Source organism: Brevundimonas pondensis, assembly GCF_017487345.1.
Classification (GTDB): domain Bacteria; phylum Pseudomonadota; class Alphaproteobacteria; order Caulobacterales; family Caulobacteraceae; genus Brevundimonas; species Brevundimonas pondensis.
Window position 1 is genome coordinate 1,888,221 of the sequence record NZ_CP062006.1, and the last position, 13,564, is coordinate 1,901,784.

Annotated in this window: 15 protein-coding genes; 11 read left to right on the top strand and 4 right to left on the bottom strand. The window is 65.8% G+C overall.

Annotation, left to right across the window (positions count from 1 at the left end):
- Nucleotides 1-22: 22 nt before the first annotated feature.
- Complete coding sequence (locus tag IFE19_RS09380) at nucleotides 23-826, bottom strand: DUF1365 domain-containing protein (RefSeq protein WP_207821707.1); 804 nt, start codon at nucleotides 824-826, stop codon at nucleotides 23-25.
- A complete protein-coding gene (locus IFE19_RS09385; protein ID WP_207821709.1) occupies nucleotides 823-2,148 on the bottom strand; it encodes an NAD(P)/FAD-dependent oxidoreductase in 1,326 nt (441 codons plus the stop codon). The genes IFE19_RS09380 and IFE19_RS09385 overlap by 4 nt, the downstream gene beginning before the upstream one ends.
- Before the next feature lie 124 nt (nucleotides 2,149-2,272).
- Here IFE19_RS09385 and IFE19_RS09390 point away from each other — a divergent pair, with 124 nt between their 5' ends.
- The 3 genes from IFE19_RS09390 to IFE19_RS09400 are packed head-to-tail and all read left to right on the top strand — an operon-like array spanning nucleotide 2,273 to nucleotide 4,286.
- The gene (locus IFE19_RS09390; protein WP_225910219.1) at nucleotides 2,273-2,851 is read left to right on the top strand and encodes a sigma-70 family RNA polymerase sigma factor; all 579 of its coding nucleotides are present in this window, start codon (nucleotides 2,273-2,275) and stop codon (nucleotides 2,849-2,851) included.
- Nucleotides 2,848-3,486 carry a cadmium/peroxide/UV radiation responsive anti-sigma factor ChrR gene (gene chrR / locus IFE19_RS09395; RefSeq protein WP_207821711.1) on the top strand — a complete coding sequence of 213 codons (639 nt, stop codon included), beginning with the start codon at nucleotides 2,848-2,850 and terminating at the stop codon, nucleotides 3,484-3,486. The genes IFE19_RS09390 and chrR overlap by 4 nt, the downstream gene beginning before the upstream one ends.
- Entirely contained in the window at nucleotides 3,483-4,286 is an 804-nt protein-coding gene (locus tag IFE19_RS09400) for a DUF1295 domain-containing protein (protein ID WP_207821713.1), read from the top strand. Before chrR ends, IFE19_RS09400 begins: the two co-directional genes overlap by 4 nt.
- Here the strand turns inward: IFE19_RS09400 and IFE19_RS09405 are convergent.
- Nucleotides 4,283-4,693, bottom strand: a complete 411-nt coding sequence (locus IFE19_RS09405) for a DUF2177 family protein (RefSeq protein WP_105564496.1) — start codon at nucleotides 4,691-4,693, stop codon at nucleotides 4,283-4,285. The two genes, IFE19_RS09400 and IFE19_RS09405, sit on opposite strands and share 4 nt — an antisense overlap.
- A 429-nt stretch (nucleotides 4,694-5,122) precedes the next feature.
- Between IFE19_RS09405 and IFE19_RS09410 the strand changes: the two genes are divergently transcribed.
- The 8 genes from IFE19_RS09410 (at nucleotide 5,123) to IFE19_RS09450 (ending at nucleotide 11,260) form a co-directional block, all read left to right on the top strand.
- The gene (locus tag IFE19_RS09410) at nucleotides 5,123-5,458 is read left to right on the top strand and encodes an ArsR/SmtB family transcription factor (RefSeq protein ID WP_207821715.1); all 336 of its coding nucleotides are present in this window, start codon (nucleotides 5,123-5,125) and stop codon (nucleotides 5,456-5,458) included.
- A 7-nt stretch (nucleotides 5,459-5,465) separates the two neighbouring features.
- On the top strand, nucleotides 5,466-5,888 hold the full coding sequence (gene arsC, locus IFE19_RS09415) for an arsenate reductase (glutaredoxin) (protein ID WP_207821717.1): 423 nt from the start codon (nucleotides 5,466-5,468) through the stop codon (nucleotides 5,886-5,888).
- On the top strand, nucleotides 5,888-6,973 hold the full coding sequence (arsB, locus tag IFE19_RS09420; protein ID WP_207821719.1) for an ACR3 family arsenite efflux transporter: 1,086 nt from the start codon (nucleotides 5,888-5,890) through the stop codon (nucleotides 6,971-6,973). The genes arsC and arsB overlap by 1 nt, the downstream gene beginning before the upstream one ends.
- A complete protein-coding gene (gene arsN2, locus IFE19_RS09425) occupies nucleotides 6,970-7,410 on the top strand; it encodes an arsenic resistance N-acetyltransferase ArsN2 (RefSeq protein ID WP_207821721.1) in 441 nt (146 codons plus the stop codon). Before arsB ends, arsN2 begins: the two co-directional genes overlap by 4 nt.
- The gene (gene arsH / locus IFE19_RS09430) at nucleotides 7,407-8,153 is read left to right on the top strand and encodes an arsenical resistance protein ArsH (protein WP_207821723.1); all 747 of its coding nucleotides are present in this window, start codon (nucleotides 7,407-7,409) and stop codon (nucleotides 8,151-8,153) included. Before arsN2 ends, arsH begins: the two co-directional genes overlap by 4 nt.
- A gap of 254 nt (nucleotides 8,154-8,407) precedes the next feature.
- On the top strand, nucleotides 8,408-9,199 hold the full coding sequence (locus tag IFE19_RS09435) for a MerR family transcriptional regulator (protein WP_207821725.1): 792 nt from the start codon (nucleotides 8,408-8,410) through the stop codon (nucleotides 9,197-9,199).
- 3 nt (nucleotides 9,200-9,202) lie between these two features.
- On the top strand, nucleotides 9,203-10,453 hold the full coding sequence (locus IFE19_RS18175) for an amidohydrolase family protein (RefSeq protein WP_455423501.1): 1,251 nt from the start codon (nucleotides 9,203-9,205) through the stop codon (nucleotides 10,451-10,453).
- Between the two features lie 132 nt (nucleotides 10,454-10,585).
- Entirely contained in the window at nucleotides 10,586-11,260 is a 675-nt protein-coding gene (locus tag IFE19_RS09450; RefSeq protein WP_207821731.1) for a pentapeptide repeat-containing protein, read from the top strand.
- A gap of 216 nt (nucleotides 11,261-11,476) precedes the next feature.
- Here the strand turns inward: IFE19_RS09450 and IFE19_RS09455 are convergent, their stop codons facing one another.
- Entirely contained in the window at nucleotides 11,477-13,504 is a 2,028-nt protein-coding gene (locus IFE19_RS09455; RefSeq protein WP_207821735.1) for an ATP-binding protein, read from the bottom strand.
- Nucleotides 13,505-13,564: the final 60 nt, after the last annotated feature.

Genomic DNA, 13,564 nt, shown 5'->3' on the forward strand with positions numbered 1-13,564 from the left:
CCCCCCCGGGGATTTCCAAAGATCAACGCGCAAGACGGCTCTCACGCGCCCGCCGCTGGATCGTGACAGACTCCCGGGCCGGAGGCGGCTGTCGGGTCAGGCGCACGCCCTTGAGCCACAGCTTCAGCGCCTCCCAATGAATGGCGACCATGACCTTGAGCGTCATCAGGGGCAGGGCCAGCGCCGCCGCCCACAACTGTCTGTCCTGCAGTGGTCGCCGTTCGCCGGACATGGCGGCGGTGATCAGGACACCCTCGGCATCCAGACCGTCAATCGTCAGATCCAGACGCTGACCCGGCGCGTGGCCGCGAAACACATAGTCCATCTCCATGCCCATGAATGGCGAGACATAGAGGGCCTTGGCCGCGCCCTGACGGATCAGACCCGCCGCCTGATCCTCGCTCGGCACCGGGATGACGTAGGCGTGGCGCACGCCAAAGGTGCTGGTCACCTCATAGACCATGGCCGCCAGCCGGCCATCGGCCTGATGGCAGTAGTAGAGGCTGATCGGGTTGAAGACGTAGCCCAGCACGCGCGGCATGGTCAGCAGACGGATCGGCCCGCCGCCGATGTCGATCCCGGCGCGCATGAGGAAATCTTCGATCTGAGGGCGTAGCGCCGTTCCCGACCCGTCGCCGTGATCACGATCATGAAAGGACAGCAGGTTGAACCGATTGCGCGAGAACAGGCGAAGGCGTCGGTCCAGCCCGTCGATTTCGGCCAGATCGAGCAGCAGCCAGAAGACGCGATAGTTCAACTGATGCGCCCGGGGCCGCAGCCGTCTGTGCATGACGCCGCCGCGATAGAGGGCTGAGACCTGGGTCACGCGGCCTGCTCCACGACCTTCGATGCGGCGGGCGACAGATGAATGCGGCCGCTCTCGTTCTGAACCGACCACGGCCTCCGCACGCCGCCCAGTTGCTCGGCCACGGCCAGACCCGATTGCAGGCCGTCCTCATGAAAGCCCGCGCCGAAGTGGGCGCCGCAGAACCAGACGCCGCCCTGCCCTTGCAGACTCCACAGCTGCTTCTGCGCCTGGATGGCGGCGGGGGTGAAGATGGGGTGCTCGTAAAGTTCGCTGCGCAGCAGGGTGTCCGGCCTGGGCGGACGCGGCGGGTTCAGGGTGACGAACAGGTCCTGACCCGGCAGCCCCTGAAGCTTGTTCATCCAGTAGGTCACGCACAGCCCCTCTTCGGCCCCGATATAGTTCCAACTCGCCCAGGCACGGCGACGTTTCGGCATCAGGCCCGCGTCGGTGTGCAGGACCGTCAGATTGCGGCTGTAGCGGAAGGCGCCCAGCACCTCCTTTTCCCGCGCGGTCGGCTCGGCCAGCATGGCCAGGGCCTGATCGGCATGGGCGCCGATGACGACATGATCGAACCGCTCGACGCCGCCTTGATCGTCATGAACCATGACGCCCTGATCCGTGCGCCGCACCCCTGTCACCCCGCGGTTCAACCGCACGTCGTCGATTTCATGCGCCAGGCGCTCGACATAGACCCGGCTGCCGCCCACGACGGTGCGCCACAACGGGCGCCCCACCAGCTTCAACAGACCGTGGTTGCCGCAGAAGCGAATGAAGGCCTCGGCGGGGTAGTCCATCAGCGTATGCGCCGGCGAGGACCAGATCGCCGCCGCCATCGGCAGTAGGTGGTCATCGCGGAAGGCCTCGCTGAAACCCTCACGCTTCAGATAGTCGCCCAGCGTCAGGTTGGGATTCGTCAGACCGCTCAGGTCGATCGGGGCCTCGCGATAAAATCGCAAGATTTCGCCCAGCATGGACCAGAACCGCGGACGCAGGACGTTGCGGCGCTGGGCGAACAGACCCGGAGCGGCGTACTCAAACCGCCCGCCGTCCAGCGACACCGCAAAGGACATGTCGGTCGCGCGCGTCTCGACCCCCAGATGCGCGAACAGGGCGATCAGGTTGGGATAGGTGGCGTCGTTGAAGCAGATGAAGCCGGTGTCGACCGGCACAGCCCCCGTCGCCACGCCCGCCGTCACCGTGTTGGAATGACCGCCCAGACGGTCGGCCTTCTCATAGATCGTCACCCGATGGCGCTGTGACAGCAGCCAGGCCGAGGACAGGGCGGCCACGCCAGAGCCGATCACGGCGATCTTCAAACGGTCGGCGGCAGGATAGGACATGAACGGATTACGCACCGGCGCCGCGATCGGATTGCGAATGATCCAGACATTTCCACGAAGCGTATTAGGCTTCATGCATGCCGAGGCTTCGTCACTCACATCCCCTGCGCGGCGGGCGTCCGGCATGAGCCTGGACGCGCTCTCGCCCGATCCATTCGTGCATGATCGGCTGATCGAGGCCGTGGCGCTGAGACGCGACCGCGAGGCCTTCGCCCAGTTGTTCAGCTATTTCGCCCCCCGCCTGAAGGCCTGGCTGATCAAGTCAGGCGCCACGCCCGGCGCGGCCGAAGACTTCGCCCAGGACGCCATGCTGACGGTCTGGCGCAAGGCCGACCTGTTCGATGCGCGTAAGGCGCGGGCCGCCACCTGGATCTTCACCATCGCCCGCAACCGCCGCCTCGACATGCTGCGCCGCGACGCCCGCCCCCTGCCCGTCCCCGAAATCGAACTGACGGAACAGACGGTCGAACGGCCCGACGACCTTCTGGTGCTGTCCGAAGACGCCGAGCGGGTTCGCGGCGCCTTGGCGCGGCTAAAGCCCGATCAGGTCGAGGTGCTGCGCCTCGCCTTCTTCATGGACAGCCCCCATTCCGAAATCGCCCGCCAACTCGACCTGCCGCTGGGCACCGTCAAATCCCGTATCCGCAACGCCATGATCAAACTGCGCCTGATCCTCGAACCGTCCGAGGAGGCCGCCCGATGAAGGCTCTTCGCAACCCCTCCGAGGAACGCGTCCTCGCCTATGCCGCGGGGAACCTCAGCCCGCCCGAGGCCGTGGTGGTCGCCGCGCATCTGGCCCTGCGCCCCGCCAACGACGCCTGGGTGCGCCAGCTACAGGCCGTGGGCGGCGAGTTCCTGAGCGATGCGGCGCCCACCCCCATGGCAGACGACGCCCTGGCGCGGGCCATGGCGCGGATCGACACCGACGCGGGCGAGGTAAAGGCCCCGGCGCCGCTCAACGACATGCCCGAACTACCCGAACCCTTGCGCCGCTACGCCCTGGGTCGGTGGCGCTGGATCGGGCCGGGCATGCGGGTGCGGGACGTCCACGCTCCGCGCGACGGCGACTGCCGGGTCATCCTGCTGGAGATCGGTCCGGGGCGCGAGACGCCTCGCCACACCCACGGCGGGGTCGAACTGACCTGCGTCCTGTCCGGCGCCTACGCAACCGAGACCGAGCGGTTCGACGTCGGCGATCTGGAAGAGGCCGACCCCGAGGTGCTGCACCAGCCGCGCGTGGTGTCGGACGGCCCTTGCCTCTGCGTCGTCGCTCTGGACGGCCAGATTCAGCTCGAAGGATGGCTGGGCCGACTGATGCAGCCCTTCGTGCGGCTATGATCCGACTGCTGCCGCTCTGGGGCGCGGCGGCGCTGTTCATGGTGGTCGTCATGGCTGCGGCATGGATTGTACAACGCCGCACGGGCCAAGGCGGCTGGGCCGACGCCTTCTGGTCACTGGGTCTGGGCGCGGCGGGGGTCGGCGTCGCCCTGTTTCCTATGGACGGAGCCCCGCCCTCGCCCCGACAGTGGCTGACGGCGGCCCTGATCGGCCTGTGGGGTCTGCGGCTGGGTCTGCACATCGCCGCCCGCGCGGCTCATGAGGGTGAGGACGCCCGCTATGCCCGCCTGCGACAGGACTGGGGCGCGGACTTTCAGTCCAAGATGTTCGTGTTTCTGATGTTGCAGGCCGGGGCCGCGGCCTTTCTGGTGCTCAGCATCCTGCTGGCGGCGCGCAATCCGACGCCGGGCCTGACCTTGCAGGACGGTCTGGCCAGCCTGATCTTCGCGTCCGCCCTGCTCAGCGAAACCATCGCGGACCGCCAACTTGCGGCCTTCAAGGCTGATCCCGCCCATCGCGGGCAGGTCTGCGACGTCGGCCTCTGGGGCTGGTCGCGGCACCCAAACTACTTCTTCGAATGGCTGGGCTGGTGCGCCTGGCCGGTGTTCGCCATCGAACTCAGCGGCGCCTGGCCCTGGGGTTGGTTGGCGTTGAGCGGGCCTGTCTATATCTACTGGCTGCTGACGCGGGTATCGGGCGTGCCGCTGCTGGAGGCCCATATGCGCCGCTCACGCCCCGAAGCCTTCGCCGCCTACGTCGCCCGCACCAGCGCCTTCTTCCCGCGACCGCCCCGGCGCTAGACAGGCGTTCGAAGCAATCGCATCGCCAATGCGCACGCTATCGACGACGCCCCGGCGCTGACACACACGCCCCAGGCCATGTCGATCAGCGACAGCTTCAGGCTCCAGGTCTTCAGCGTGGCCAGATTGGTCAGGTCATAGGTTCCGTAGGCGAAGAGGCCGAACAACCCGCCCCAGATCAACGCCTTCTTCCAGCCGCCCTCGGCCAATCCAGGCAGGACGGCGAACAGGGTGAGACCGCCAGCATAGAGCGCATAAAAAGCGATGGCGGGCGCGAGCCTGAAGTTGTCAGCCAGCATTGACCCGATCAACGGGCGGTATAGCCGATCCCCCATGCTCCCGAGCCAGGCCGTGTCGATCACAGCGAAGGCGACCAGGGTCAGAAGGTAGGCGATCGCGATATTCATGGCGCAGCTCCATCAGCTCCTAATCCTATACGAACGGCGCGCCGCGCCGGATGCCCCGAGCTTTCGATCCCGCAGGTCGATACACGCGTCAGCGCCGGGGGCACGTCGTCGACGAAACCGCGCTGAGGCGACCGTGCCGGCCGGCTAGGTCCCGGCGAAACACCGAAGCTAGTCAGACGAAGATAGATGGAGCGACCAACCATATCGACGGCGACACTTCGAACTGACACTTGCTCAACGAAGCACTCGAACGACAAATTCCTCCTTGCTCAACCGTTTCCGAGAGCGCTCCACCCGGAAAAGGGTCTCGGAATCTTGCGAAGGGAAATCAGTCTCTTCAGAGCCATGAGCGACATCGGCAGGCAGGATGCAAGCGGGCCTTCTTGCGGGTTTAGTTGACGACGGCATTAATTCCATTATATTGGAATTATGGAATCAGAACCCGCCATTCTCGCCCTCGCCGCCCTGGCGCAGCCTACGCGGCTTGAGACCTTCCGCCTGCTGGTCCGGCATGAGCCCGAAGGCCTGCCTGCCGGAGAGATCGCGGATGCCCTCGCCGTGCCCGCCAATACCATGTCGTCGCACCTCGGGGTTCTGTCCCGCGCAGGTCTGATCAGTTCGGAGCGCCGTAGTCGGTCGATCATCTACCGGGCGGACCTCGATCGCCTCCAGGCGCTGGTCCTGTTCCTGCTCAAGGACTGCTGCCAGGGCCGCGCCGAACTGTGCGAGCCGCTGCTGGCCGAACTCACCCCCTGCCGCGCCTGAGGCTGTCATGGACGTCGTCATCTATCACAACCCCGCCTGCGGGACGTCGCGCAACGCCCTGGCCCTGATCCGCCACGTCGGGATCGAGCCGCACGTCATCGAGTACCTGAAGACGCCGCCCAGCCGCGCCATGATCACGGGGCTGGTCAAGCGCATGGGCGTTCCGCTGCGCAGCCTTCTGCGCGAGAAAGGTACGCCCTTCGCTGAACTGGGCCTCGGCGATCCCGGCCTGACGGATGACCAGCTTCTCGACGCCATCGAGGCCCATCCGACCCTGCTGAACCGCCCGATCGTCGTGTCGCCGCTGGGGGTGCAATTGTGCCGGCCGTCGGAGGCGGTCCTCAACATTCTGCCGGCGGAGGGGCTCAAGCCCTTCACCAAGGAGGACGGCGAAGTCGTCATCGACGCTGAGGGCCGGAGGGTCCGCTGATGGTCGACGCCGCAATCTCTGAGCAGCCGAACCGCCGCCTGTCCTTCCTCGACCGCTGGCTGACACTTTGGATTTTCGTCGCCATGGCGCTGGGTGTGCTGCTGGGTACGGTCGTGCCGGCGCTGCCCGGCTGGATCGACGGCCTGTCGGTCGGGACGACCAATATCCCGATCGCCGTCGGCCTGATCCTGATGATGTATCCGCCGCTGGCGCGGGTAAAGTACGAGGAACTGCCGCGCGTCTTCGCCGACAAGCGCGTGCTTGCCCTGTCCCTGTTCCAGAACTGGGTGCTGGGGCCGGTGCTGATGTTCGCCCTGGCGGTGATCTTCCTGCGCGATCAACCGGAATACATGACCGGCGTCATCCTGATCGGCCTGGCCCGCTGCATCGCCATGGTGCTGGTCTGGAACCAGTTAGCGCGCGGCGACAACCAGTATGTGGCGGGCCTGGTCGCCTTCAACTCGATCTTCCAGATCGCCTTCTTCAGCCTCTACGCCTGGCTGTTCCTGACCGTGCTGCCCCCCCTGTTCGGGCTGGAGAGCAGCGTGGTCGACGTCAGCGTCTGGACCATCGCCGGCGCCGTCCTGGTCTATCTGGGTCTGCCCTTCCTCGGCGGCTTCCTGACCCGGCGCACCCTGGTCGCGAGGAAGGGGAGCGATTGGTACGAGACGCGCTTCCTGCCGCGCATCGCCCCGATCACCCTGATCGCCCTGCTCTTCACCATCGTCGCCATGTTCAGCCTGAAGGGCGGCGACGTGGTCGCCCTGCCGCTGGACGCCCTACGCATCGCCGTCCCGCTGACGATCTACTTCTTCGTCATGTTCGTGGTCAGCTTCCTGATGGGGCGGCTGATCGAGGCGGACTATCCGCGCGCCACGGCCCTGGCCTTCACCGCCGCATCCAACAATTTCGAACTGGCGATCGCCGTCGCCATCGCGGCTTTCGGACTGGCCTCGCCGGTCGCCTTCGCCGCCGTCATCGGCCCGCTGGTCGAGGTCCCGGTGCTGATCCTGCTGGTCTCGGTCGCCCTGTGGCTGGGCCGCCGCTATTTCCCAGCGACCGCGCCGAAGGATGTCTGTCGATGACCTTCAAAGCCACGCCCCTCCCCGAACCTACCCCAGACCTGATCGCCGTACTGGAAGCCGCAGGCTTGCCCACGGATGACCTCCAACAACCCGGCCGTCGTTTCTACCGCTTCGAGGACGATGCCGGACTGATCGGCTACGGCGGACTAGAGCAGATCGGCCACGACGCCCTGATCCGCTCCATGGTCGTCGTCGACGCCCGTCGCGGCTGTGATCTGGGCGCGGAAGTCCTCTCATGGCTGGAAGCCAGCGCGGCCGAGCAGAAGGCGACCACCCTCTACCTGCTCACGACCACGGCGACCGCCTTCTTCCAGCGACAGGGCTACGTAGTCCTGCCCCGATCAGCCGCGCCGACCGCCATCGCCGCCTCCAGGCAGTTTAGCGCCCTGTGTCCGGCTTCGGCAGCATTCATGTTCAAGGAGTTGCCTACCCAATGACCCGTCTTCGCGCCCTGCCCGATCCCGATCACCTGCCCGCGCTCGACCCGGCCTACCTGTCGAACCGTCCGGCGCTGGGCCTCGGCCTGAACGATCATCCGCCGCGTATCCTGCTGCTCTACGGCTCGCTCCGGGATCGGTCCTTTTCCCGCCTCTGCGTCGAGGAAGCCGCCCGCCTTCTGCGCTTCATGGGCTGCGAGACGCGTATCTTCGATCCCTCCGACCTGCCGCTGACGGATCAAGTCGACTACGACGACCATCCCGCCGTCCACGAACTGCGCGAACATGCCCTGTGGTCCGAAGGCATGGTCTGGAGCAGCCCCGAGCGCCACGGCCAGATCTCCGGGATCATGAAGCTTCAGATCGATCACCTGCCGCTCAACATGGGCGGCATGCGCCCGACCCAGGGCCGCACCCTGGCGGTCATGCAGGTGTCGGGCGGCTCGCAGAGCTTCAACGCGGTCAACACGCTGCGCCTGCTCGGCCGTTGGATGCGGATGATCACCATCCCCAACCAATCCAGCGTGGCAAAAGCCTTCATGGAGTTCGACGACGACGGCCGAATGAAGCCGTCCAGCTACTACGACCGCATCGTCGACGTCATGGAGGAACTGGTGCGCTTCACCATCCTGACCCGCGCCCATGCCGGGCAGTTGGTGGACCGCTATTCCGAACGGAAAGCTTCAGGCGTACCGATCGACGCAGCTAACGACCTGTCCGCCATCGCGATCCGGTCGGCTTAGCGCCATGAGCAGTCACAAGGACAACGCCTGCCGGGAGTCTGCTTTCAAGCACGATGCCTAATTCGCAAGCCGACCCATTGCGGTCGTTGAGACGGATGTCCCAGAAGGTCCCGACCATGACTCATGGCAGCAGTTCGGACGCCGCCGACTGCCCCTTTGACGCTGAGGCGCAACGTCGCAGGTTAGATATACAAGGGAAATGAAGCGGGCTGGGCTCTTGCACCGGACCTTGGGGCCGGTCCCAAGGTGGCCTCATGTCGAGTACCTCTTCATCACCGACCAGGTCGCGCTGGCTGGGACCTCGCGAACTGGCGCGCGAGGCCAACACGTCGATCAAGGCGCTTCGGGTCTATGAGAAAGCTGGCCTGCTGACGCCGGATCGGCGCGCGGGCGGGTGGCGTCTGTATGGGCCCGAGCACGTCGCGCGCCTGCATCAGGTTCTGGCGCTTAAGGCGCTGGGCCTGTCGCTCAAGCAGATCGCAGTAGTACTCAATCGGGACGATATGGCTATCGGCCGGATCATGGAGCTTCAGGCCCTGCACTTGGCGACGAATATACGCGCCGCTCGCGATCAACTGAAGCGGGTTCAGCAGGCGCGGGACCAACTGGTGAACGAGGGGCGGATAACGGATGCGCTGTTGCTGGAGCTGGCGCGCGACTTGGCGCCCGCGCCAGCCTTGGGGCTGACTGACGTGCGGACCGCCATCCAGGCGGCGACGCTGGACGGGGAAGAGCAGGCGGCTGTCGAAGCCGTCATCGACGGATGCCGGGCTGACCCAGCCACTGAGGCAAGCATTCGCGACCTGCTGGCTGAAGCCGTCATCGCCGCAGCGGAAGGCGGGCCGGGATCACGTCGAGCCCAAGCCTTGGCTGAACGTTGGCTATCCTTGGCCGATGCGCTCGACTTGCCCGCCGCGAACACAGGCCAAGCCGACGCGCTGCGTCGTGTCGCCGTCCGCATGATGGCGGACCCGACCCTGAAAGACGCCCTGACATTCCTGCGCGACGCCGTTGAGCGGCGGGGCGCTCCCTCACAAAAGGTCTGACCCTTGCGAACCAAGTCCCTGCTTCTCGCCGCTGTCCTGATGTTCGGCGCGGCGTCGCCTGTCCTTGCTGCCGACGCGACCGTCTATACCGGCGTCACCATCCTCGATCCTGTGACGCAGCGCCGGCTGCCGGATCACTACATCGTCGTGCGCGGCGAACGCATCGAAGCGATGGGCCAGGGCCTGGTCCCTGAGCGCTACATCGGGGCGATACGCTCCGACATGAGAGGTCGCTTCGCCATGCCGGGCCTGTTCGATACCCACGCCCACATTACCCTGGGGCCCGTGGCGCCAAAGATCGACAAGGACGGCGAGGTCAGTCTGGTAGTGGCGGGAAACGACGCCATCACCCGTCATGACGCCCTGATGCTGCTGGCGGCCGGGGTGACGACGATCCGGGATACGGGCGGAGATACGGCGCGCATGATCGCCTATCGCGAAGCAGTCGCCCAAGGACGACTGAGGGGGCCGGAAGCTCGGATTGCGGGGGCGGTGATCGACCGCTCCGCCTTTCCCGTGACCGGCTTGGTCGATCGCGTTGATGACGTGCATGGCGTGGCCGACCTCGTGAAGGCGCAGGCGGCGGCCGGCGTGGACTACGTCAAGCTATACGAGGCCCTCACCCCTGAGGACCTGGCGGCGGGGATCCCAGCCCTCGGGATGCAGATTGTCGAGGGAGCGGGCCATCAGGCGATCTCCACCCCGCCGGCGAAGCCGAAGAAGTCGAGGAAGAAGGTCGAGGCCGCAAAGGCGATGGTCAGCCCGAACAGGATGCCCAGGGCCCGCCGCATGGAGGACCCGCTCTCGCTCATGGCGACGCCGGCCCCGAACAGGACCACGGCGATCACGGCTGCGGCCTGGACGACCGGCCCCGTAATCGACTGCACCACCTGCTGGATCGGCCCTTCCCAGGGCATCCCCGTTCCACCCGCCAGCGCCGTCCCCGCAGCCAGAAGGCCGCTCGCCAAGGCTGCGCCGAACAGGCGCTGTCCCACTCTCCGCTTCATGATCCGCCTCCAGGGTTCAGCGCATTTCAGGGCGCCGCGACTCATTGCAAGCAAAACAATCCACAGGGAGTCAATGAGAAATATTGTTTTATTTCAGCGACTTATTTTGAACTTCTGGCCAAGTTGTTCGCAAGTTCCAGAGGCGTCGCAGAAGGCTTCCGGCTCGCCGGCCCGGCAGGCTCCGCGCCTTCAGGAGGTCCAGGGAATGAACCGTAAAATCAGAAGCTTCCTGAAGCATCCCGTCTGACAACCGCGCCCGGCCGGCTGTGAGCGCGGCGAGGAAGGGGCTGCAGCAAGGCGCCAAGCGCGCCGACCGCCAGAATTTAACCTCAATCCATATGGTAGCCGGACGGTCTCGAATTCACCTCAGGCGCCCCGGATGCACCCCCTTATTGACGGCCAGACCCTATCGCGCTCCGACCTCGAGGCCCTTGCCGGGGGCAAGATCAGGACCCTCCGCGGGTGCGTTTTCGATGATGTCGATCTGTCAGGCCTGAATCTGAACGGCCTTCTGTTCGATCGCTGCAGCTTCAAGGGGACGGACTTCACCAGCGCCCAACTCGAGGACACGCGATTTTCCGGCTGCCGCGGCGCCATGGCCAACTTCACCGCCGCCAGGCTGGACGCCTCGACCTGGAAATCCTGCGATCTCAACAATACGCGCTTCATCGGCGCCAGCCTTTCCGAGACGGTCTTCACCGGCTGCAAGCTGACGGGGGCGGATTTCTCACGATCGCGCCATGTCGGGACGACCTTCATCGAGACCACCCTGGCGTCCGCCCGCCTGCCCGGCTTCTCCTTTCGCAAGCAGACCTTGGAGACTGTCGATTTCAGCCATGCCGATCTTGCGGGCTGCGATTTTCGCGACGCCGTTCTGGACAACTGCAGCCTGCGCGACAGCCATCTGGTCGACGCCCGCTTCGACAACGCCGACCTGAGGGGCGCCGACCTCGGCGGCCTGCGCCTGAACGACGCCCGACGGTTCAAGGGCGCGACCATCTCCCGCGCCCAGGCCGGCGCCCTGCTGGCCGAACTGGGCCTGAAGGTGATCTAGTTGGAGCCTGAGCCGACGAAACCCGAACGAATCTGGCTAGGCCTGAGACTTGTTCGATCTCGGCGACCAAGCGGTCGTCCAAGGCGGTCGCCATGCTGGGGTTGGTCCGCGCCTGTATGAGGGTAACGGAAACCGCCAAGGCCTGGCTCTTCAGCGACGCCAGGCGTTGTGCGCCCGGGATTCACACGCGCGCCAATCGCGCCTCGCCCCAGGCGCTCAGGCAGCAGATGTCTCCTGACGCCCCTCATCAGCCTGCGCGAGCGTGGAAAGCGCCTCGTACAGGGCCGACGCTGTAATGGGCTTGGCGAGATGCAAATCAGCTCCGGCCGCCAGGGCGGCGGCCACATGTTCCTCCAGGGTGTGGGCCGTCAGCATTACGATCGGCGTCCGCAGCCGCCCCTCCCTGCTTTCGAGCGCGCGAATGGCGCGCGTCGCCGCCAGACCGTCGGTCCCCGGCATCATCATGTCCATCAGGACGGCATCAAACGTCGACTGACGCCAGGTTTCGATCGCCATGGCGCCGTCGTTGACCGTCGTGACCGAAACGCCGGCGGCTCCGAGAATGAGTTCCAGCACCCGGCGGTTGGTCTCATTGTCGTCGGCCGCCAGAACCCGCGTAAAGGCCGGTCGCTCCGGGTCTGGACCGGTCCCGCGCTTCTCTTCTGCGGCCTCGCCCGCCGGGCCCAGGGGAAGTTCAAACCAGAAGGTCGCGCCCGCGCCCGGTTCGGCGCAGGCGTCGATGACGCCTCCCATGGCCTCAACGAGTTCCCGGCAAATCGCCAGCCCCAGCCCCGTCCCACCAGCGTGGCGCGAGATCGCGCCGTCTGTCTGATGGAAGCGTTCGAAGAGCATGCCTCTCTGTTCGACGGAAAATCCCATTCCCGTATCGCGAACCTCGAACCGGCGCCGCCCGCCCTCCAGGCCGGATACGTGAAGCGAGACCGAACCTGCGTCAGTGAATTTGATCGCATTGTTGAGGAGATTGATCAGCACCTGCTTCAATCGCAGCGGATCGCCGAAGACGCGATGCTCGCCAACCTCCTGATGCAGCTGCAGGTCCAGGCCCTTTTCAGACGCCTTGAGCGCGCACAGGGCGAAGGCGCGTTCCACTTCAGCGCAAAGATCGAAGGCCTCCCGCGTGATCTGCAGCTCCCCGGATTCGATCCTGGCCAGGTCGAGGATATCTCCGATAAGTCCCCGGAGCCTTTCAGCCGAGGCCTGGATGACCTGCGCTAATTCCTGCTGATGGGCGGACAGGGGCGTGCGGGCCAGAAGCTCGACAAGCCCGATGACCCCGTTGAGCGGCGTACGCAGCTCATGGCTCATATTGGCGAGGAAGGCGCTCTTGGCGTGATTGGCCGCATCCGCGCCCGCCCTGGCTCGTTCCAGTTCGGCTCTTTGCGCCTTGCGCCGGCTGATGTCCTTGATGGTCGTGCTCGTTCGCCTGGCCCCGTCCTCGAACCAGGGGGCGAGGCCGATCTCTATGTCCAGAGTCGAGCCGTCCTTGCGCCTCGCCACGGCTTCGCCTCGCACGGCCGTGGCAGAAACCGGCTCGCCTGCTCCGTCACGTTCGACGTTGTCGCGGAACGTCCGGAAATTCAGGCCCAGCAAGGTTTCGAGCCCGCCCGAGGCCTCCGCCTGCGAAAAGCCGAACAGTCGTTCCGCGCCGCCGGACCAGTAGATGATCCGGTCATGCTCGTCGGTGACGACAAAGGCGTCGGAGGCCGCTTCCAGAGCGCGTTGAAGCGCCATGCGCTTCTGGCGCCCCGCCAGGCGCTCCGCGGCGATCAGGCTGAGATCCTGAAGATGCGCGACCATCGCCTCGTCCCTCGGATACGGGTTCGATCCGGCGATGCAGAAGCCGCCGACCGCGCGCCCGTCCACCAGGAGCGGCGCGCTGGCGTAGAATCTTATCTGCGGCGGCCCCAGAACGAGCGGGTTGGCTTCGAAACGGGGGTCGGCCCGTGCGTCCTCGACCCAGAGGACACGATCAGGTTGAAGAATGGCGTGTCCGCATAAGGATTCGGCGCGTGTCGTTCCGACGGCGTCCAGTCCGGATCTGGCGACAAAACGCTGACGCTCCGCGTCGAGAAGCGAGACATAGGCGATCGACGCGCCGGACTGTCGACGCGCAAGCGCCAACAGATGGCTTAAAACCACGTCGCCAAGATCGTCATCAGTCTCCAGAGACCGGACGACCGATATACGGCCGTCTTCGTCCTCGGGTATGTCCGGAATCAGCATTTTTACCTCGCCCCCACGGGACGCTGGGCTCGCCGGCTTTCCCGGGCGTTAAGATTTCAA